16 protein-coding genes are annotated in these 21,896 nt (G+C 61.8%); 13 read left to right on the forward strand and 3 right to left on the reverse strand.

From position 1 onward, the window contains the following. Positions 1–15 precede the first annotated feature (15 nt). Both AC1D1Z_RS14215 and coaA read left to right on the forward strand, forming a co-directional pair. Complete coding sequence (locus AC1D1Z_RS14215) at positions 16–339, forward strand: phosphoribosyl-ATP diphosphatase (RefSeq protein WP_017995608.1); 324 nt, start codon at positions 16–18, stop codon at positions 337–339. Continuing rightward, on the forward strand, positions 336–1,331 hold the full coding sequence (coaA, locus tag AC1D1Z_RS14220; protein WP_018244189.1) for a type I pantothenate kinase: 996 nt from the start codon (positions 336–338) through the stop codon (positions 1,329–1,331). Before AC1D1Z_RS14215 ends, coaA begins: the two co-directional genes overlap by 4 nt. A gap of 13 nt (positions 1,332–1,344) precedes the next feature. Here the strand turns inward: coaA and AC1D1Z_RS14225 are convergent, their stop codons facing one another. From AC1D1Z_RS14225 to AC1D1Z_RS14235, 3 genes are all read right to left on the reverse strand, one after another. Further along, positions 1,345–1,956, reverse strand: coding sequence for an alpha-ketoglutarate-dependent dioxygenase AlkB (locus AC1D1Z_RS14225; RefSeq protein WP_130653345.1), 612 nt, complete (start codon positions 1,954–1,956; stop codon positions 1,345–1,347). 1 nt (position 1,957) lies between these two features. After that, positions 1,958–2,395 (reverse strand): alternative ribosome rescue aminoacyl-tRNA hydrolase ArfB, encoded by a 438-nt coding sequence (arfB, locus tag AC1D1Z_RS14230; protein WP_018244187.1) that lies wholly within the window; start codon positions 2,393–2,395, stop codon positions 1,958–1,960. Between the two features lie 207 nt (positions 2,396–2,602). Beyond that, a complete protein-coding gene (locus AC1D1Z_RS14235; RefSeq protein ID WP_018244186.1) occupies positions 2,603–4,213 on the reverse strand; it encodes a phosphoenolpyruvate carboxykinase in 1,611 nt (536 codons plus the stop codon). A 340-nt stretch (positions 4,214–4,553) separates the two neighbouring features. Here AC1D1Z_RS14235 and AC1D1Z_RS14240 point away from each other — a divergent pair, with 340 nt between their 5' ends. The 11 genes from AC1D1Z_RS14240 to addA all read left to right on the forward strand — a co-directional run bounded on the left by AC1D1Z_RS14240 (position 4,554) and on the right by addA (position 21,839). Further along, entirely contained in the window at positions 4,554–5,288 is a 735-nt protein-coding gene (locus AC1D1Z_RS14240) for a response regulator transcription factor (RefSeq protein WP_003544146.1), read from the forward strand. Between the two features lie 131 nt (positions 5,289–5,419). After that, positions 5,420–7,210, forward strand: a complete 1,791-nt coding sequence (locus AC1D1Z_RS14245; protein WP_018244185.1) for a sensor histidine kinase — start codon at positions 5,420–5,422, stop codon at positions 7,208–7,210. Then, complete coding sequence (locus tag AC1D1Z_RS14250; protein ID WP_018448427.1) at positions 7,207–7,659, forward strand: HPr kinase/phosphorylase; 453 nt, start codon at positions 7,207–7,209, stop codon at positions 7,657–7,659. Before AC1D1Z_RS14245 ends, AC1D1Z_RS14250 begins: the two co-directional genes overlap by 4 nt. Before the next feature lie 150 nt (positions 7,660–7,809). Beyond that, positions 7,810–8,211 (forward strand): PTS sugar transporter subunit IIA, encoded by a 402-nt coding sequence (locus tag AC1D1Z_RS14255; protein ID WP_003544139.1) that lies wholly within the window; start codon positions 7,810–7,812, stop codon positions 8,209–8,211. A 9-nt stretch (positions 8,212–8,220) separates the two neighbouring features. Then, the gene (locus AC1D1Z_RS14260) at positions 8,221–8,496 is read left to right on the forward strand and encodes an HPr family phosphocarrier protein (protein WP_003544133.1); all 276 of its coding nucleotides are present in this window, start codon (positions 8,221–8,223) and stop codon (positions 8,494–8,496) included. Positions 8,497–8,651: 155 nt separating this feature from the next. Further along, positions 8,652–10,052, forward strand: a complete 1,401-nt coding sequence (gene ahcY / locus AC1D1Z_RS14265) for an adenosylhomocysteinase (RefSeq protein ID WP_011649859.1) — start codon at positions 8,652–8,654, stop codon at positions 10,050–10,052. 203 nt (positions 10,053–10,255) lie between these two features. Further along, positions 10,256–12,841 carry a sensor histidine kinase gene (locus AC1D1Z_RS14270; RefSeq protein ID WP_477850917.1) on the forward strand — a complete coding sequence of 862 codons (2,586 nt, stop codon included), beginning with the start codon at positions 10,256–10,258 and terminating at the stop codon, positions 12,839–12,841. Further along, entirely contained in the window at positions 12,838–14,355 is a 1,518-nt protein-coding gene (gene tsaE, locus AC1D1Z_RS14275) for a tRNA (adenosine(37)-N6)-threonylcarbamoyltransferase complex ATPase subunit type 1 TsaE (RefSeq protein WP_130769226.1), read from the forward strand. Before AC1D1Z_RS14270 ends, tsaE begins: the two co-directional genes overlap by 4 nt. Before the next feature lie 13 nt (positions 14,356–14,368). Further along, entirely contained in the window at positions 14,369–15,100 is a 732-nt protein-coding gene (locus AC1D1Z_RS14280; RefSeq protein ID WP_018448424.1) for a nucleotidyltransferase family protein, read from the forward strand. Between the two features lie 3 nt (positions 15,101–15,103). Beyond that, positions 15,104–18,295 (forward strand): double-strand break repair protein AddB, encoded by a 3,192-nt coding sequence (gene addB / locus AC1D1Z_RS14285; RefSeq protein ID WP_477850920.1) that lies wholly within the window; start codon positions 15,104–15,106, stop codon positions 18,293–18,295. Next, a complete protein-coding gene (gene addA / locus AC1D1Z_RS14290) occupies positions 18,288–21,839 on the forward strand; it encodes a double-strand break repair helicase AddA (RefSeq protein WP_477850922.1) in 3,552 nt (1,183 codons plus the stop codon). The genes addB and addA overlap by 8 nt, the downstream gene beginning before the upstream one ends. The last annotated feature ends 57 nt before the right edge of the window (positions 21,840–21,896 follow it).

A 21,896-nucleotide genomic window follows, 5' to 3' on the forward strand; every position in this document is an offset into this window, starting at 1 on the left:
CTTGAAAGCGGACCTATGAGCGGATTTTCCCTTTCCGATCTCGAGAGCATCGTCGAAGAGCGATCGAAAGCCTCGCCGGAGCAATCCTGGACCGCCAAGCTCGTGGCCGCCGGCCAGCCGAAAGCGGCAAAGAAGCTCGGCGAAGAAGCGATCGAAGCCGTGATGGCGGCGGTGACGGGCGACCGCGACAATCTGACCTATGAGGCTGCGGATGTGCTCTATCACCTATTGGTCGTATTGAAGATTGCTGAAATACCGTTAGAGAATGTCATGGCCGAGCTCGAGCGCAGAACCGCGCAGTCCGGCCTCAAGGAAAAGGCCAGCCGGCAGAGTTCATGAGTATCGCGACTGAGATTATCGGGGTGCCRGAAACGTTGGATCACTTCCAGTCGGAATCCTATTCCCCCTACCACTTCTTCTCTTCCGAACAATGGGCGAAATTCCGCGCCGACACGCCGTTGACGCTGACGAGCGACGAGGTCAAACGGCTGCGTTCGATGGGCGATCCGATCGATCTCGACGAGGTCCGGCGCATCTATCTGTCGCTGTCACGGCTGCTGTCGGCGCATGTCGAATCCTCGCAGATGCTGTTCGAACAGCGCAACCGCTTCCTCAGCCTGTCCGATGTGACGAAGACGCCCTTCGTCATCGGCATCGCCGGCTCGGTCGCTGTGGGAAAATCGACCACCGCCCGCATCCTCAAGGAGCTTCTGGGGCGCTGGCCCTCCAGTCCGAAGGTCGATCTCGTCACCACCGACGGCTTCCTTCATCCGAACGCCGTGCTGCAGCGGGAAAAGCTGATGCAGCGCAAGGGCTTTCCGGAAAGCTACGACACGGCTGCGATCCTGCGCTTCCTCTCGGCCATCAAGGCCGGACAGCCGGATGTGAAGGCGCCCAGCTATTCGCACCTCGTCTACGACGTGCTGCCGGACGAATACAAGATCGTCGACCGGCCCGACATCCTGATCTTCGAGGGCATCAACGTGCTGCAGTCGCGCGACCTGCCTGCCGGCGGCAGAATTGTGCCGATGGTCTCCGACTTCTTCGACTTCTCGATCTATATCGATGCCGCGGAAGACGAGATCCACAACTGGTATGTCACGCGCTTCATGCGGCTGCGCGAGACCGCCTTCCGCGATCCGAATTCCTATTTCCATCGCTATGCCTCGATCAGCGACGCGGAAGCGCTCGAAATCGCCGAGGATCTCTGGGCAAACATCAACCTGAAAAACTTGCGCCAGAACATTCTGCCGACGCGTCCGCGCGCCGATCTCATCCTGAAAAAGGGCAAGGATCACCTGATCGAACAGGTCGCGCTGCGAAAACTATAGCGACGTCTCTATTTCAGGGATTGACGCAGCGCAGCGTCAGATTGATGCGGCCGCCATTCTTCAGCAGCGTCGAAGTCGCCGGATGGATACGGTCGACGCCGTGGAAACAAAGCCTCCCCTCGCCGCCCAGCACCACCAGATCACCGCTTGAAAGTTTGAAAGACAGCGTAGGATCATTGCGGCTGAGGCCGCCGACACGAAAGAGGCAGCTGTTGCCGAGCGAGATCGAGACGACCGGGGCCTTGAGATCCTGTTCGTCCTTGTCCTGATGCAGGCCCATGCGGGCTTCGTCGGAGTAGAAATTGACGAGGCAGGCTTCCGGCAGCTTGTCGCAACCCGAAACGTCATTCCAGATATCGAGCAATTGCTGCGGCATATCAGGCCAGGGCCTGCCGGTTGCCGGATGCGTCGGCTGGTAGCGATAGCCGCGCTCCTTGTCCGTCACCCAACCGAGCGGCCCGCAATTGGTCATGCGCACCGACATCGGCTTACCGGTGCCGGGCATGACGGGCACGTAAAGCGGCGCTTCGGCGACGATGGTGCGGATCACCTCGACCAATGCCTCCTGACGCGCGCGGTCGAGATAGCCGGGGAGATGGCGGATGCCGTTCAAGAGCGCGACCATGTCATTCACTACCGCCGGGGCGGCCGCGCATTTTCTTGACTTCCGAGCGGCCGGATTTTTCTTTCAGGCGGCGTTCGACCGAACCCTTGGTCGGCTTGGTCTTCTTGCGAGGCGGCGGTGGCGGCTTGGCGGCCTCCAGGATCAGCTCCTTTAGCCGGTCGCGCGCATCCTCGCGGTTGCGATCCTGGCTGCGAAACCGGCTCGCCTCGATCATCAGCACGCCGTCCTTCGACAAGCGCCGGCCGGCCAGCTTGATCGCATTGGTTTTGACACGATCATTCAGGGACGGCGAATTCGGGATGTTGAAGAACAGCTGGACCGCGGTCGAGACCTTGTTGACATTCTGCCCGCCGGGGCCGCCCGCCAGAACGAACTGTTCCGTCAGCTCCCATCCCGCGATGGTGATCCTGTCATCGATATAGAGCGCGTCGCTGGCCATGCGGCGTTCTATCTCACATCAATGGCGAATTGAAAATATCGGCCATGATCAAGAAAAACCCGGCAATCCCGCGATGCCGGGTTTCACGTGAGTCAGAGACTGGGGCATTCCGTTCTTTTTGGAAGTACGGAATGCTCTAGCTTTTTGTTTTCACGCAATTCCGGACGCAAAACCGCTGCGCACTTTTGCTGGAATTGCTTGTTCGCCTTATTCGGCGGCAACCTTCACGCCGGGGGCGGCATCGCGAACACCGCCGTCGACATGATTTTCAAACTTGGCGAAGTTCGCAATGAACATCGAGACCAGCTTTTCGGCCTGCGCGTCATAGGCTGCCTTGTCGGCCCAGGTCGAGCGCGGATCGAGAATGCTGCTGTCGACGCCGTCGACGGAGACGGGCACGGCGAAGCCGAAGTTCGTGTCAGCACGGAATTCGGCCTGTCCAAGTTCGCCGGTCAGGGCGGCGGCGAGAAGTGCGCGCGTCGCCTTGATCGGCATACGCTTGCCGGTGCCGTAGGCGCCGCCGGTCCAGCCGGTATTGACGAGCCAGCATTGGACACCATGACGGCTGATCAGCTCCTTGAGCAGATTGCCATATTCGGCCGGATGCCGCGGCATGAAGGGTGCGCCAAAGCAGGTGGAGAAGGTCGCTTCCGGTTCGACGACACCCTTTTCCGTGCCGGCCACCTTGGCGGTGTAGCCGGAGAGGAAGTGATACATCGCCTGGTCAGGCGTCAAGCGGGCGATCGGTGGCATGACGCCAAAGGCATCGGCGGTCAGCATGATGATCGTCTTCGGATGCCCGGCGCGGCCCGTTTCCGAAGCGTTCGGGATGAAGTCCATCGGATAGGCGCAACGGGTGTTTTCGGTCAGCGACCCGTCGTTGAAATCCGGCTCGCGGCTTTCGTTCAGCACGACGTTTTCCAGCACGGTGCCGAAGCGCTGCGTCGTCGCATAGATTTCCGGCTCGGCTTCAGCCGAGAGGCGGATCGTCTTGGCGTAGCAGCCGCCTTCGAAGTTGAAGATGCCGTTTTCGCTCCAGCCGTGTTCGTCATCGCCGATCAGCGTCCGTGCCGGATCGGCCGAAAGCGTCGTCTTGCCGGTGCCGGAAAGGCCGAAGAAGACCGCCGCGTCACCGTCCGGACCGACATTGGCCGAGCAGTGCATCGGCATCACGCCCTTGGCCGGCAGCAGGTAGTTGAGCACGGTGAAGACCGATTTCTTCATTTCGCCGGCATAGGACGTGCCGCCGATCAGGACGAGACCATTGGTGAGATCGCAGGCGATCACCGTTTCCGAACGGCAGCCGTGGCGAGCCGGATCGGCCTTGAAGCTCGGCAGATCGATGATCGTCAGCTTCGGGACGAAGCTGGACAGCGCTGCGGTGTCGGGGCGGATCAGCAGATTGCGAATGAACAGCGAATGCCAGGCGAACTCGGTCACGACGCGGGTCGGCAGGGCATGGCCTTCCTCGGCGCCGCCGACGAGGTCCTGGACGAAAAGCTCCTTGCCCGCGGCATGCGCCAGCATATCGTCGCGCAACAAGGCGAAATGTTCCGGCGAGATCGGCTTGTTGTTGTCCCACCAGATTTCGCCATCGGTATTGATGTCGCGAACGACGAACTTGTCGCGCGGCGAACGGCCCGTGTGCTGGCCGGTGATAGCCCGCAGCGCGCCCTGAGCGGTCAGTTCGGCTTCGCCCCGGCGGATCGCTTCTTCATAGAGCGCGGCGGCGGAAAAGTTGTAACGAACGCTGGCTGCGCCGCCCAATCCCACCGTTGCCAGCTCTATTGCCGGGTTATGAACTCCGAACATTTCCATGGCTAGTTCCCTTCGCTCAGGCTCGTTGCCGTTAAAACTGAGCACGAAAATACGGGCAGAAATTTTAAAACACAAGATGGAAAACTTGAGAAAATGCAGTGATATCAAATAATTAATCGATTTAAATTTATACCCTCAATTTTAAATCGTTTGAAAAGTCTGCGTTTAACTATTTTGATATGCCACCTGAGATTGCTTTGCGAATTTTACGACAATCCTCCCCCTTTATCTTTGCCACAATTTGTTCCACCTTTATCCTCCATAAGCGCATCCGGTCATTGAGACCGCCTGGGGAGAGCAAAATCCGGGAGATTGCGCACTGATGACGGAGACCAACACCATGCCGACAATCGCGCTCGTTGATGACGACCGCAACATCCTCACCTCGGTGTCGATCGCGCTGGAGGCCGAAGGATACAAGGTCGAGACTTATACGGACGGTGCCTCGGCGCTCGACGGCCTTCTGGCACGACCGCCGCAGCTGGCGATCTTCGACATCAAGATGCCGCGCATGGATGGCATGGAACTGCTGCGCCGCCTGCGGCAGAAGTCGGATATTCCCGTCATCTTCCTCACCTCCAAGGACGAGGAGATCGATGAACTCTTCGGTCTGAAGATGGGCGCCGACGATTTCATCACCAAGCCTTTTTCGCAGCGTCTGCTGGTGGAGCGCGTGCGCGCCGTCCTGCGCCGCGCATCAAGCCGTGAAGCCGCCGCCGCCGGCACCAGCCCCACCGGCGCGCCGAAGACCGGCGCGGTGCAGCAGGCCCGCTCGCTGGAGCGCGGTCAGCTGGTCATGGACCAGGAACGCCACACCTGCACCTGGAAGGGCGAGGCGGTGACGCTGACGGTGACCGAATTCCTGATCCTGCATTCGCTGGCGCAGCGCCCCGGCGTCGTCAAAAGCCGCGACGCGCTGATGGACGCGGCCTATGACGAACAGGTCTATGTCGACGACCGAACCATCGACAGCCACATCAAGCGGCTGCGCAAGAAATTCAAGATGGTCGACACCGACTTTGATATGATTGAAACACTTTACGGAGTGGGATACCGCTTCCGCGAAGCAGCCTGAGCCCAAGCGGCGCAGCAGCAGTCAAAATGTTACAGCGTCCTTTGCGCGTCTGAAAAGACGCGCGGCGCTGTAGGAAATATTAAGGGCTGCGGGCCGGTTCATCCGGCCCCGCCCTTCGAAAGGGCCTGTCATTGGCACAGTTGGTGCAGGAAAGGGATCTCGACGATGCGGAGGGCGTAAGCACCCGTCGCGTCCGAGGCCGGCGTTGGTCGCATCCCTTCACCCTGATCCGCCGCATCTTCGGCAATGCGGTCTTTTCGAGCCTGACGCGGCGCATCCTGTTCTTCAATCTTGCCGCACTGCTGGTGCTCGTCGGCGGCATTCTCTACCTCAATCAGTTCCGCGAGGGGCTGATCGACGCCCGCGTCGAGAGCCTGCTGACGCAGGGCGAGATCATTGCCGGCGCCGTTTCGGCCTCCGCTTCGGTCGATACCAACTCGATCACCATCGATCCGCAGAAACTGCTCGAGCTGCAGGCCGGCCAGAGCATCACCCCGGTGCCGAATGACGAGGATCTCGAATTCCCGATCGATCCCGAGAAGGTCGCGCCCGTCCTGCGCCGGCTGATTTCTCCGACGCGCACGCGCGCCCGCATCTTCGATGCCGACGCCAATCTGCTGCTCGATTCGCGCCATCTCTATTCGCGCGGCCAGGTGCTGCGCTTCGACCTGCCGCCTGTTGAAGAGGAGAAACAGACCTGGAGCGAGTGGTTCGCCACCCTGTTCAACAAGGCGCTGCAGCCCGGCAATCTGCCGCTCTATAAGGAAGCGCCGGGCGGCGACGGCTCGATTTATCCCGAGGTGATGAATGCGCTCACCGGCGTGCGCGGCGCGGTCGTGCGCACCACCGAGAAAGGCGAGCTCATCGTTTCCGTCGCCGTGCCGATCCAGCGTTTCCGTGCCGTGCTCGGCGTTTTGCTGCTGTCGACGCAGGCGGGCGACATCGACAATATCGTCCATGCCGAGCGGCTTGCCATCATGCGCGTCTTCGGCGTCGCGACTCTCGTCAACGTGCTGCTTTCGCTGGTGCTTTCATCGACGATCGCCAATCCGCTGCGCCGTCTTTCGGCGGCCGCCATCCGTGTGCGCCGGGGGGCCAAGGCACGCGAGGAGATCCCCGACTTCTCCGCCCGCCAGGACGAAATCGGCAACCTTTCCATCGCGTTGCGCGAGATGACGACGGCGCTCTACGACCGCATCGATGCGATCGAGAGTTTCGCGGCCGATGTCAGCCACGAGCTCAAGAATCCGCTGACCTCGCTGCGCAGCGCTGTGGAAACGCTGCCGCTTGCCCGATCCGACGATTCCAAGAAGCGGCTGATGGACGTCATCCAGCACGATGTCCGCCGCCTCGACCGGCTGATCAGCGATATCTCAGACGCCTCCCGTCTCGATGCCGAACTCGCACGCGTCGATGCCGGCTCCGTCGATATGGAAGTGCTGCTGCGTGACCTCATCGAGGTTTCGCGCCAGGTCAGGAGCAGCAAGAAGCAGGTGGAGATCGAATATGCGATCGAGCGCAAGCCGAACATCAAGACGCGCTTCGTCGTCAATGGCCACGATCTGCGCATCGGCCAGATCATCGCCAACCTGATCGAGAATGCCCGCTCTTTCGTGCCGGAAAAGGGCGGCAAGATTACCGTGCGGCTGGTGCGGACGCGTTCGCGCTGCGTCACCACTATCGAAGACAACGGCCCCGGCATCCAGGCGGAAAATATCGACCGTATCTTCGAGCGCTTCTATACGGACCGGCCGGAATCGGAAGGCTTCGGCCAGAATTCAGGTCTCGGCCTTTCGATCAGCCGGCAAATTGCCGAAGCGCATGGCGGTTCGCTGAGAGCTGAAAACATCACCGATGCCGAAGGCGGGCATGTGCTCGGCGCGCGCTTCATCCTCTCTTTGCCAGTCGGCACCGCGGCATGACCGAGGCAGCTTTCAACATCCATGCGACGGCGATCGTGGTCGGCAAGACGGGATTGCTGTTCAGCGGGCCTTCCGGCTGGGGCAAATCGATGCTGGCCTTCACCTGCATGACGGAGGCGCGCCGCCTCGGACTGTTCACGGCGCTGGTCGCCGACGACCAAGTTCTTCTCTCAGGAGAGGCCGGCGCGGTGATTGCCGCGTGCCCGCCGTCGATCACCGGGCTGATGGAGCTTCGTGGCACCGGTATCGTTCATCAGGAGCATATTCCCAGGGCGGCCATGCATTATGCCGTGCTCCCGGGCAGTGCCACCGGCGAAAACCGGGTGCCTCCCGAGGGCGAAATGGTGAGCCTTGCCGCCGGTTTGTCGCTTCCCGCATTGCGGTTGCTCGCGGGCGTTTCCTCACCCCTTGCGATCCTGATGGCAAAAGTGCCGGATATCGGGCGCTAGGGCCTTCCGGATTGGTCAATCTGCCTTATATAGTCGCATTTTTATCTTGCACTTCGGCTTTTCATAGCCAAGATGTGCCCCCACCGGTGGACGTAATTGCTGCATTGCGATATTGGGTCCACCGTTTGCGTCTATGGGAGCAGTAATATCATGATCGGACTTGTGCTTGTCACTCATGGCAAGCTGGCTGAAGAGTTTCGTCATGCTGTCGAGCACGTCGTCGGTCCTCAGAAATTTATCGAGACGGTCTGTATTGGCCCCGAAGACGACATGGACCAGAGACGGCAGGATATTCTGGAAGCCGTTTCCGGTGCCGATGATGGCCATGGCGTCGTCATCCTGACCGACATGTTCGGCGGCACGCCGTCCAATCTTGCCATATCAGTCATGAGCAGCGGCCATACCGAAGTCATTGCCGGCGTCAACCTGCCGATGTTGATCAAGCTTGCCGGCGTGCGCGGCGAGAACAACATGGAGAAGGCGTTGGTGGAGGCTTCCGAAGCCGGGCGGAAATATATCAATGTCGCAAGCCGTGTGCTCAGCGGAAAATAACGAGCCTTCATGACATCGCTCTCCCGGGAACTCCTCATTATCAACAAGCGCGGTCTTCACGCGCGCGCTTCCGCCAAATTCGTGCAGATGGTCGAGACCTTCGATGCCGCCATTACCGTTTCCAAGGACGGGATGACGGTCGGTGGCACCTCCATCATGGGGCTGATGATGCTTGCGGCAAGCCCCGGCTCGAGCGTCGTCGTCTCGGCGAGCGGCAGCCAGGCCGAGGAAGCGCTGGAGGCGCTGGACCAGCTGATCCAGAATAGGTTCGGCGAAGAAATGTGAGCGCCGGCGAGCTCATATAAACATATAAAGACTTCTTTATATCCTTATTGCCATCCCGGGCGAAGCCTGCTAAACGGCGGACATGCCGTGCGCTTGCACGCGGTCATCTTCGCGCCTGCGCCAATTTTGAGACGTTTTTCAGCCTGGAGGCCTCTATGAGCACTGAAAAAGATTATGTCGTCGCCGATATCGGGCTTGCGGATTTCGGCCGCAAGGAAATTACGATCGCCGAAACGGAAATGCCGGGGCTGATGTCCTGCCGCACCGAATTCGGCCAGACTAAGCCGCTGAAGGGCGCGCGCATCACCGGCTCGCTGCACATGACTATCCAGACGGCCGTGCTCATCGAAACGCTGGTCGCGCTCGGCGCCGAAGTCCGCTGGGCCTCGTGCAACATCTTCTCGACGCAGGATCATGCCGCTGCCGCGATCGCCGCTTCCGGCGTGCCTGTCTTCGCCATCAAGGGCGAGTCGCTTGAGGATTACTGGGTCTATACCGACAAGATCTTCCAGTGGGCCGATGGCGGCCTTTCCAACATGATCCTCGATGACGGCGGCGATGCCACCATGTACATCCTGCTTGGCGCCCGCGCAGAAGCCGGCGAGGACGTGCTGTCTCATCCGCATTCCGAAGAAGAGGAAATCCTCTTCGCACAGATCAAGAAACGCCTTGCCGCTTCCCCGGGTTGGTTCACCAAGCAGCGCGACGCGATCAAGGGCGTCACCGAGGAAACGACGACCGGCGTCAACCGTCTTTACCAGCTCAGCCAGAAGGGCCTGTTGCCCTTCCCGGCGATCAACGTCAACGACTCGGTTACCAAGTCGAAGTTCGACAACAAGTATGGCTGCAAGGAATCGCTGGTCGACGGCATCCGCCGCGGCACCGACGTCATGATGGCCGGCAAGGTTGCCGTCGTTTGCGGATATGGCGACGTCGGCAAGGGTTCTGCCGCTTCGCTCTCCGGTGCCGGCGCCCGCGTCAAGGTGACCGAAGCCGATCCGATCTGCGCATTGCAGGCTGCGATGGACGGTTATGAAGTCGTTCTGCTCGAGGACGTCGTTTCCTCGGCCGATATCTTCATCACCACCACCGGCAACAAGGACGTCATCCGCATCGATCATATGCGGGCGATGAAGGATATGGCCATCGTCGGCAATATCGGTCACTTCGACAACGAAATCGAAGTCGCTGCATTGCGCAATCTCAAGTGGACCAACGTCAAGCCACAGGTCGACCTGATCGAATTCCCCAAGGGCAACCGCATCATCCTTCTTTCCGAAGGCCGTCTGCTCAACCTCGGCAACGCCACCGGCCATCCGTCCTTCGTGATGTCGGCTTCGTTTACCAACCAGACGCTGGCGCAAATCGAGCTCTTCACCAAGCCCGACCAGTATTCCAACCAGGTCTATATCCTGCCGAAGCATCTCGATGAAAAGGTCGCACGCCTGCATCTCGACAAGCTCGGCGTGAAGCTGACTGAGCTTTCTGAGGAGCAGGCTGCCTATATCGGCGTCTCGCCGAAGGGGCCGTTCAAGTCTGACCACTACAGATATTGATCTGATCGTTAATATCCACAAGATGTAGAAGCCGCGGCATTGACAAATGTCGCGGCTTATTTTTTGGACGCTCCCTTCCCGCCGATTCCCTTCCGAAGTATTGTTTTAAGACTTGATTCGTGGCGCCGGACTCTGTCCGACCGCTGCGAAAATGGGATGTCTTGTCGTAATGCGGCACATTGAAGGACGGAGACATACCGCGGATGTCGGAAATGAAAAGCAGCCTGCCCGGTCAGGCGGATGATGGCGCTCGCGCCGATCGCCGCCCGCTCATGGCAGGCCAAGGATATAAATCTGCAACGGCACACGAGGCCGCAAAGCAAGGGCACGGACCATTGGCGCGCTTCCTGAAAAGCTGCGCTGCCGGCACGGCGCTTGCCGCGCTGGCGCGGCCGGCTCTGGCGCAGGCGGAGCAGCAAGCGGCGGCTTCGGCTCACCTCTTCACATCCTCGCAGGTGATCGGTGTTTCCGTCGTCATCGGCGTCATATCGGCAGCACTGCTGTCGACGCTGTGGCTCGTGCGCCAGCGCGGCAACCTGGAAAACGAGAGCCGGGAAATCCGCTCGGCGCTCTCCGATGCCCAGCAGCGTATTTCGCAATACCAGGCTCTGATCGCCGACAAGAACCGGCGGATCGTCATCTGGGACGGCAATGCGCGCCCCGAACTGCTCGGCCAACTTCCACCTGAGACCGGCGCGCCGCAGGACGGCGAATTCCTGGCCTTCGGCCTGTGGCTGAAGTCACGTTCGGCTTCCGAGCTGGAAAAGGCGATCGACCGGCTGCGCGACGAGGCGCAGAGCTTCGACATGGTGGTCGAAACCATCCGCGACGAAATCCTCGAGGCGCAGGGCCGGGTTTCCGGCGGGCGGGCCTTCGTCCGTTTCGTGGCGCTCAACAATCTGCGCGCCGAGCTCGCAGAGCTCAGGATCGAGCGCGACCGGCTGATGACCTCGATCTCGGCCTTCCAGACCATGCTCGACGCGATCGACATGCCGGCCTGGCAGCGTGACCCGGTGGGCCGCCTCACCTGGGTCAACCAGGCTTATGGCGAGGCGGTCGAGGCGCGATCGCCGCAGCAGGCGATCAATGAAGGCCGCGAGATGTTGACGACCGTGGCGCGCGAACGCATTCGCGCGACGACGACGCCGGAATCGCCCTTCCACGACAAGATTTCGACGGTCGTTCACGGCAACCGCACTTTCTTCGACGTCGTCGACGTCAGGGTTCCCGGCGGCTCGGCCGGCATCGCGATTGATGTGTCCGACATAGAGGCAGTGCGCGCCGAGCTGGAACGGACGCTGAAGAGCCATGCCGAAACGCTCGACCATCTCGCCACGCCGGTTGCCATCTTCGACGGCGACCGCCGGCTGCAATTTTACAACCAGGCCTTCGTCGCGCTCTGGGAGCTGGATATCGCCTTCCTCGAAGGCCGACCTGACAATAGCGAGCTGCTCGAGCGGCTGCGGGCGGCCAAGAAGCTGCCGGACCAGCTCAACTGGAAAAGCTGGAAGGAAGCCGCACTTTCCGTTTATCGCGCGCTCGACACGCAATCCGATCTCTGGCACCTGCCGAACGGACAGACGTTGCGCGTCTTTGCAACCGCCCATCCGCAGGGCGGCGCCACTTGGGTGTTCGAAAACCTGACCGAGCAGGTCGATCTCGAAACGCGCTACAACACGCTGGTCAAGGTGCAGGGCGAAACGATCGACCATCTTTCCGAAGGTGTGGCGGTGTTCGGCCCTGATGGACGCATCCGCCTTTCGAACCCGGCCTTCCGCGCGCTCTGGGGAATCACCGAAACCGAAGCCAAGCCCGGCACCCATATCCGTGCGCTGGGCGAGGCCTGCGCGCCGTCCTATGACCGGCCGGATGGATGGAAGACCTTCGCGGAGCTGATCACCAGCTTCGACGACGAACGCCGCTCGGGTCAGGGAACGCTGGAACTCTTCTCCGGCCTCGTGCTCGACTACGCCGTCATTCCGCTGCCCAACGCGCAGACCATGCTGACCTTCGTCAACATGACGGACAGCGTGCGTGCCGAGCGCGCGCTGACCGAGAAGAACGAAGCACTGCGCAAGGCCGACGAGCTGAAGAACGACTTCGTCCAGCACGTTTCCTATGAACTGCGTTCGCCACTGACCAATATCATCGGCTTCACCGATCTCCTGCGCACGCCGGGTGTCGGGCCGCTGAACGAACGGCAGGCCGAATATATCGACCACATCTCGACCTCGTCCTCGGTTCTCTTGACGCTCGTCAACGATATCCTCGACCTTGCGACCGTCGACGCCGGCATCATGCGCCTCAACTATGCGGATATCGATCTCAACGACCTGCTCGACGACGTCTCGATGCAGATCGCCGATCGCCTGCACGAAAGCGGCGTGGCGCTTGAAATCACCGCACCCGCCTATCTCGGCTCGATCATTGCCGATCCGCAGCGGCTGAAGCAGATCCTTCTGAAGCTTCTTTCCAATGCGGCGAATTTCTCGCCCGAAGGCACCTCGATCTCGCTGGAATGCCATCGCGAAGGCACGGATTTCGTCTTCTCCGTCAGCGATCGCGGCCCCGGCATCTCACCTGATATGATCGCGACCGTCTTCGACCGTTTTGCCACGGGGGCTAAAAGCGGTAAACGCGGCGGCGCCGGCCTCGGCCTCTCGATCGTCGACAGCTTCGTCAGTTTGCATCATGGCGACGTGACGATCGACAGCGAGCCGGGCAAGGGCACGACCRTCGTCTGCCGTATCCCCTCGGTCGATGTACCGCATTCCGCCGCCGCCGAATGACGACCAGCCATGCGATCTCGCTTTTCCTGAAAGACGAGGCGGCTACCATCCGCCTCGGCGAAGATCTGGCACTGGCCCTGAAGGCCGGCGATTGCCTTGCCCTTTCCGGCGATCTCGGCGCGGGGAAATCCTCGCTCGCCCGGGCGATCCTGCGCGCCATGGCCGATGATGAAGAGCTCGAGGTCCCGAGCCCGACCTTCACGCTGGTCCAGTCCTACGATCTGCGCATCCCCATTTCGCATTTCGATCTCTACCGGCTCGGCGATCCCGCCGAACTGACCGAACTCGGCTTCGACGAGGCTCTGCAGAACGGCATCTGTCTCGTCGAATGGCCGGAGATGGCGGAGAGCGAACTGCCCGTTCAGCGCATCGCGCTGACGCTGGAACATGAGGGCAACGGCCGGCGGGCGACAATCAGAGCCGCGGGCGCGCAAATTACACGCATCCGCCGTGTCCTGGCGATCCGCGATTTCCTTGACGCTGCAGGTTACCCCGAAGCGAAACGCCGCTTCCTGACCGGCGATGCCTCGCTGCGCGCCTATGAGGCGATCTATCCGAAGGCCGAAAACCAGCGCATCATCCTGATGGACTGGCCGCCTCTTGCCGAAGGCCCGCCGGTTCTCGACGGTAAACCCTATCCCAAAGTCGCGCATCTTGCCGAAAACGCCTATCCCTTCGTGGCGATCGCCGATGCGCTGCGCAAGGACGGCTTTGCGGCGCCCGAAGTCTATAAGGTGGATTATAACAAGGGTATCCTGCTGATCGAAGATCTCGGCAGTGACGGCGTGCTGGACGCCCATGGACAGCCTATTATCGAACGCTATCGCGAAAGCGTTGCCTGCCTGGCCAGACTGCACGCTCTGAAATTTCCGCACGACATCCCAGTTGGAAAGAGGCATGTCCATCATATTCCTGATTTCGACCGTACGGCGATGAAGATGGAGGTGCGGCTGGTGCTCGACTGGCACCTGCCCTGGAAGCGCCAGGGCGCACCCGCAACCGAAGCCGAACGCGCGGATTATCTGGCGATCTGGGATACACTCATCGACGAACTCGCAACGGCCGAGAAGAACCTGCTGCTGCGCGACTTCCACTCGCCGAATATCATCTGGAGACCGCATGCGAAGGGCGTCGAACGGATCGGCCTCATCGACTTCCAGGACGCCATGATCGGCCCCACGGCTTATGATCTCGCCTCGATCGTCCAGGATGCGCGCGTAACGATCGAGCCGGGCCTCTTCCGGCAACTGATGGATGATTATCTGGGGCTTCGCCGCGCACAGGGCGGTTTCGACGAAGCCGGCTTCATGAGGGCCTGGGCAATCATGTCGGCGCAGCGCAATTGCAAGCTTGCCGGTCTCTGGGTGCGCTTGTTGCAGCGCGACGGCAAGCCGGGCTATCTGAAACACATGCCGCGCACGCTTGCCTATCTGAACGTCGCGCTAGAGCATGAAACGCTTGCCCCCTTGCGCGATTGGTGCACAAGGGCTGGAATAGGCCAGAGCGAATCATAAGTTCCGGATCAGAATGACCATCAGACAAGCCATGGTACTGGCCGCGGGTCTCGGAACCCGCATGCGCCCGATCACCGATACGATCCCGAAGCCGCTGGTGAAGATCGACGGCAAGCCGATGATCGACTACGCGCTGGATTCACTGGTGGCGGCCGGCGTCGAACGGGCCGTCGTCAACGTCCACCACTTCGCCGATCAGATGCTCGACCATCTCAGGAACTACCGCGGCCTCGACATCATCATTTCCGACGAGCAGGACGCTCTGATGAATTCCGGCGGCGGGCTGGCGAAGGGCCTGACATTACTTAACCGCAACAATGTCTTCGTCATGAATGCCGATCTCTTCTGGATCGGCGAGCAGCCGGGGCGACCGACCAACCTGCAACGCTTAGCCGGATTCTTCGATAGTGAACGCATGGACATGGCGCTGCTTTGCGTTGGGATCGAGGATACGACAGGTCACAACGGCAAGAATGACTTCAGCCTCGCAACCGATGGCCGGCTGACGCGTTATCGCGACGATCCGTCCAATCCCGTTGTCTATGCCGGAGCGATCGTCATGAACCCGTCGCTGCTCGACGATGCACCGAAGGATGCCTTCAACCTCAATATCTATTTCGACAAGGCGATCGCGCGCGGACGGCTTTTCGGCATGGTGCTCGAAGGCCATTGGCTGACTGTGGGAACGCCGGAGGCAATCGGCGAGGCGGAGGAAACGATCCGCAGGTTGCGGGCGTTTGCCTGAGCCATGGCAGAGCGGCACCAGCCACGCATCCYGACAATCCCGGCGGGCCTCCCCTTCTTGAAAATGCTGGCGACGACGCTTTGCGATGGCCGACTGACGCCGCTTTTCCGGCACGAGGCCGATGATCCGCTGTCGCTCGCCAAGGTGACGATCTACCTGCCGACCCGGCGCGCCGTGCGTGTGCTGCGCTCGGAATTCGTCGACCTGCTCGGCGGCCGCTCAGCCATCCTGCCGGTCATCCGTCCACTCGGCGAAACCGACGACGATAGCGGCTATTTCGACGAGGTGCTGCCGGCAACGATCGATCTCGCCCAGCCGCTGTCGAATACCGCCCGTCTGCTGGAGCTGGCGCGCCTGATCCTTGCCTGGCGAAACAAGCTGCCGGAGATCGTCCGCCACATCCATTCGGACTCGCCGCTCGTTGCGCCGGCAAGTCCGGCGGATGCCATCTGGCTCGCCCGCAACCTTGCGGAGCTGATCGATTCCATCGAGACCGAGGATCTCGACTGGGCGGAACTGTCGAAACTCGACACCGGCGACTATGCCGCCTGGTGGCAGCTGACGGCGGAATTTCTGCAGATCGCCAGCGCATTCTGGCCGGAGCGGCTGTCCGAACTCGGCAAATCCTCGCCGGCACGGCACAGAAACGCCATTCTCCGGGCCGAAGCAAGCCGGCTTTCGGCGACGAAACCCACCGGACCGATCATCATCGCCGGTTCGACAGGGTCCGTTCCCGCCACCGCCGACCTCATCGCCGCCGTCGCCCATCTGCCGGAAGGCGTGATCGTGCTTCCCGGTCTCGATCTCTCCATGCCCGAGAAGCACTGGCAGATGGTCGCGCCGGAACCGGCGCCCGGCCAACATGCCAATCCGGCAAGCCGGAGCCACTCGCAATATGGCCTGTCGTCGCTGCTTAAGCGGCTGAAGCTGACACGGGCCGACGTCATGCTCCTCGATAGGTCGGAGGCTGATCTCGACCGGCGCGCCGAAATCCTGTCGCGGGCACTTGCGCCGGCGGAGGCGACCAGCGACTGGGGAGCATGGAAGAACGACCTGCCGGCAGGCGCGCTGTCTTCGGCCTTCTCCGATGTCTCGCTGATCGAAGCCGCCAATGAGCGCGAGGAAGCAACCGCAATTGCCATCGCACTCCGGCTGGCGTTGGAAAGACCTGGACAGGATGGTGAAAGCCGGGCGGCACTCATCACTCCGGACCGCAATCTCGCGCGGCGGGTGATGGCCGAGCTTTCCCGCTTCGGCATCCTCGCCGATGATTCGGCGGGCACGCCACTTTCGGCCATGCCGCAGGGCACCTTGCTGCAATTGTTGCTGGAGGCAGCGCTGCGGCCGGGTGATCCAGTGGCGATCATCTCGTTGCTCAAACATCCGCTTGCCCGCTTCGGGCTGGAACGCGACGCCTTGATTTCCGCTACCGAGGCGCTCGAGCTGCTGGCGCTGCGCGGCGGCGTGGCAGAGGTTGATATCAGCACGCTGGAACCGCTGCTCACTCACCAACTTGCCGAACAGGCCCTGGATAGGCATGCGCCGCAATGGCGAAAAGCGCTTTCGCCTGAGGCCGCCGACGGCGCATACGGCCTCGCCCGGCGGGTCGCACAAGCGACCGAGCCGCTGGCTTCGGCGCTGATCCGGCACCGGCCGGAAGATCGCGGAAGAACAGTGCGCTTCACATTGTCCGAATGGGCGGAGCGCACCGGCCGTTCGCTTGAGGCGGTCGCGGTCGATCCGCAAGGCAATCTCGCCGATCTCTGGTCTGGTGAAGCAGGAGATGCACTCGCTGCCCTGCTCGGTGAAGTGATCGACACGGACGGCCAGATGGAGGCCGACGGGCCGCAATGGATCGACATCATGGCAGCCCTTGCCGCCGGTCATGCGGTGAAGCCGCGGGCGCTCAGCCATCCCAGGCTCTTCATCTTCGGCACGCTGGAAGCCCGACTGCAGAGCGTCGATACGTTGATACTCGGCGGCCTGAACGAAGGCACCTGGCCGGGGCAGACCGCCAACAATCCCTTCATTCCGCGAATGATGAAGACGGAGATCGGCCTGGAGCCGCCGGAGCGGCGCATCGGCCAGCTGGCGCATGATTTCGAGATGGCAAACGGCACGCGCCATCTGATCTATGCGCGCGCGCTGCGCCAAGGTTCGACGCCGACCGTCGCCTCGCGTTGGCTGCAGCGGCTGCTGGCGCTCGGCGGAGAGGCGTTCGAAGCGGAATTGAAGGGACGCGGCAACCGGTTTCTCCAATGGGCCGGTCTCATTGATCGGGGAGATGGTCAGGCGCCGGCGCTGCGACCTTCGCCGAAACCGCCGCTGGCCCTGCAACCAAAATCCTATTCCTTCAGCGAAGTCGGCCGGCTGCGCCGTGATCCCTATGCCATCTATGCCCGCCGTGTGCTGCGGCTCGACCCCGTCGACCCGTTCAATCGCGATCCAGGGGCGGCCGAACGCGGAACGCTCTACCACAAGATCATCGACCGGTTCATTCGCGAGGCTCACATCGCCGGCACGCCGGATGCGGCAGCGGCCATGGAGCGCATCCTTTCCGAGCTTTTCGACATGGAGCAGCTGCCGCCGCATATCGATGCCGTGTGGCGGCCGCGCTTTCGCGCGGTGGCCGGCGTCTTCCTCGAATGGGAGGCCGGACGGCGACATGGCATCCGGAAAACGCTGACGGAAGTGCGGGGCGGCATGGAGCTGGAGGCGATCAATATCCGGCTCACCGGCGTCGCAGACCGGATCGACGTCACCGGACCGAACGCCGCCGATATCATCGACTACAAGACCGGCTACAATCCCTCGCCGGCACAGGCACGCGTGCTTCTCGATCCGCAGCTTGCGCTCGAAGCGGCCGCCTTGAGCGCCGGCGCCTTCCGCGATGCCGGCAGCCTCGTGCCGCAGGACCTTCTCTATGTGCGTCTGCGTCCAGGTAGCCGCTTCCAGGTCGATACGGTCAACAACGAGAGCTCTGCCCGCAGCGACAAGGCGAAATCGGCGATGAATCTCGCGGCCGAATCGATCGATCAGCTGGTCAAATTCGTGGGGTTGCTGCAATCCAACGAAAGGGGTTTTACCTCCCGGCTGATCCCGGCCCAGCAATTCGATTTCGGCGGCGACTACGATCATCTTGCCCGCGTCTCCGAATGGTCGACGGCCGAAACCGAAGAGGGCGGTGATGAGTGATGTGACCGCCCTTCCCAACGACGACGATCCGGGCGCGTGGATCGGCTGGACGACGATCCAGCAGGCGATTGCCTCTGATCCGCTGCGTTCGGCATGGGTCTCAGCCAATGCCGGTTCCGGCAAGACGCATGTCCTGACACAGCGCGTCATCCGGCTGCTGCTTGCTGGTGCGCGGCCTTCCGCCATTTTATGCCTCACCTATACCAAGGCCGCGGCGTCCGAAATGTCGAACCGCGTCTTCGAACGGCTGGCGGAATGGGTGGTGCTTGACGATGAAGACCTCGGCCGGCGGATCACGCAGATCGAGGGTACGGCTCCCGACGGACTGAAGCTCGCCGAAGCTCGCCGGCTGTTTGCCAAGGCGCTGGAGACACCCGGCGGACTGAAGATCCAGACGATCCATGCCTTTTGCGAGGCGCTGCTGCATCAGTTCCCGCTGGAAGCCAACGTTGCCGGACATTTCTCGGTTCTCGACGATCGCGCGGCGGTGGCACTGCTTTCCGATGCGCGCCGGGCGCTGCTGACGGCAACAGCGCCGGAGGAAGACAGCGCGCTTGCCGAGGCATTCGCCTATGTGCTCAATCTCGGCGACGAATCCGGACTGGAGAACCTGCTCGGCGACATCGTCGCCAACCGCAACGCCATTCGTCGTTTCACGGCGACGGCTGAACAGCAGGGCGGTGTGGAGAAGGTCCTGCGCAAGAGGCTGGGTCTCGCCGCTGGTGACACCGAAAGCCGGATCGCAGCGCAATATTGGCCTTTGCCGGAGCTTTCGGGCGGCACGCTGGAGCTTTATCTCTCGCTTGCCGACCAGAAGGGCGGTGCGAAGGCGCAGGAGGTTGCCTACGGCCTCAGGCTCGCTGGGCGGGAGCGCGATGAGGCAAGGCRCGCTGAGTTTCTCGAGAAAATCTTTCTGACCGTGAAGGGCGAGCCCAAGGCGGACTCGCAATTCTTCGTCAAGGCCATGCTTGCCGAGGCACCGCAGCTGGCGAGCGCCATCGCCATTGCCCGCGCGCATGTCGCAACAAGCCGCGACCGGCTGAAACTGATGCGGATGTACGGCGCCACACATGCAGCACTCGTGCTCGCCGACCGGCTGAATCACGACTATGAGGAGTTGAAGAAGCAGCGCAGCCAGCTCGATTTCGAGGACCTGATCACCCGCACCGCCGACCTGCTAACGAAAAGTGGCGTCGGCCCCTGGATCCACTACAAGCTCGATCGAGGCATCGATCATATCCTCGTCGACGAGGCGCAGGATACCAGCCCGATCCAGTGGAGCGTCATCCAGTCGCTCGCCGAAGATTTCTTCTCCGGCGAAAGCGCCCGGCCGATCGTGCGCACCCTCTTTGCCGTCGGCGACGAAAAGCAGTCGATCTATTCCTTCCAGGGGGCGCGGCCTGAGCGTTTTTCCGAGGAGAGCGACCGGACGCGGCGGCGCGTTTCCGACAGCGGGCAGAGCTTTTCCTCGGTGCGGCTGCCGCTTTCCTTCCGCTCGACTGCCGACGTGCTCGAGGCCGTCGACCACATTTTCAAGGCACCCGACAACGCGCGCGGCCTGAGCGCGCTCGGCGAACCGGTCGTGCATCGTTCCAGCCGCATCGGACATCCCGGCGCTGTCGACCTCTGGGAGATGGTCGCGCCGGAAGCCGTGGTGAAGGAGGAAGACTGGACGGCGCCCTTCGACGCGACGCCGGAAAGCGCGCCGGCCGCAATCCTCGCGCGGCGGATCGCCCATTCGATCGGCACGCTCGTCGGCCGCGAAACGATCGTCGACAAAGGTAAGGAGCGCCTGATCGAGGCCGGCGACATCCTGGTGCTGGTGCGCAAGCGCGACGCCTTCGTCAATGCGTTGACGCGGGCGCTGAAACGCCGCGGCGATATTCCGGTCGCCGGTGCGGACAGGCTGGTGCTGACCAGCCATATCGCCGTGCAGGATCTGCTGGCGCTCGGTCGTTTCCTGCTTCTGCCGGAAGACGACCTGTCGCTCGCCGCCGTGCTCAAGAGCCCGCTTTTCGATCTCTCCGAAGACGACATCTTTGCGATCGCCGCATTGCGCGGCGACAATCAGAGCGTCTGGAGCCATCTCAAAAGCTTCGCCGCCGACGGCACCGAACGTTTCCGTGCTGCCGTCGAGAGGCTGGAGCTGTTTCTCCGGCAATCCAGGAGCCTGTCGGTCCATGATTTCTATGYGCGCGTGCTGGGTAGTTATGGCGGACGGCGGCAATTCCTTGCCCGTCTCGGCACCGAGGTCAGCGATATTCTCGACGAATTCCTGACCTTCACGCTCGACCACGAGAGCTCCGGTCTTCCCGGTCTGCAATCCTTCATCTCGACGCTGGAGCTCGAAGCACCCGTGATGAAACGCGAGCAGGATAAGGGGCGCAACGAGGTGCGGATCATGACGGTGCATGCCTCCAAGGGTCTTGAAGCACCGATCGTTTTCCTCGTCGACGGCGGTTCGAAGGCCTTCACCCATACCCATCTGCCGAAGCTTCGCCTGATCGAGACCGGCCCCGACGAGCCGTCGATGCCCGTCTGGGTTCCTGTCTCCGATCTCGCCAATTCGCTGACCCAGGACGATGCGGCGCGTATCCAGATGCTGGCGGAAGAAGAATATCGCCGGCTGCTCTATGTCGCCATGACGCGCGCGGCCGACCGGCTGGTCGTCTGCGGCTATCGTGGCGTGCGGGTGAACAACGACACCTGGCATATGATGATTTCGACGGCACTGCACGACGACCATCCGCATGTGGAGGCGACCACATTCTCCGGCCCCGATGGTGAATGGCCGGGCATCAAATGGCGCGTGCCGCGGGTAGAACGAAGCTTCGAGCGTACCGATCGCAACGAAGAGCGCGACAGCGAGGAGACCTTGCCGGACGGCCTGTTGCGGCCATTGCCGCCGCAGGCTGAGCTGCCTCGGCCGCTCAGCCCTTCCGGTGCCGGGACGATCGTCGATGAAGACGAGGGCAGTCTGCTCGTCATTTCGCCGCTGTTCGGCGAGAAGGAGCGCAGCGATCGTTCACTGGAGAAGGGCAGGCTGATCCATCGCATGCTGCAGGCGCTTCCCGAAATTCCACTTGGCGAACGGCCTGATGCGGCAAGCCGCTATGCAGAACGAGCGGCGCGATTCTGGCCGGAAGCGGAACGGCGCAAGCTTGTCGATTCGGTTCTGAAACTATTGGACGAGGAGGGTCTGCAGGTCGTCCTCGGTGCGCAGGCCCAGCCAGAGGTCTCGATCATGGGAACATTGACGCTGGAAGACAGGCGCTATGCTGTCTCCGGCCGTATCGATCGGCTTGCCGTCCTTACCGATCGCGTCGTCATTCTCGACTACAAGACCAATCGGGTGCCGCCGACAACAGAAGAGACCATCCCCTTCGCGCACCGGGCGCAGCTGGCGATCTATCGCGAGATCCTGGCGCCGCTCTATCCTGAGAAGCGTATCGATTGCATGCTTGTCTATACCGAGAACGCCTCGCTCTTCACACTGAGCGAAAAGGCGCTCGGTTTGGCGCTTGCAGCGGTCAAGACAAAGTGAAATACCGGACATTGAAAATTCGGCACCGCACCATCACATGTGGTTCAACACCCAATT

It is taken from the genome of Rhizobium sp. P1_E1, from assembly GCF_056406015.1.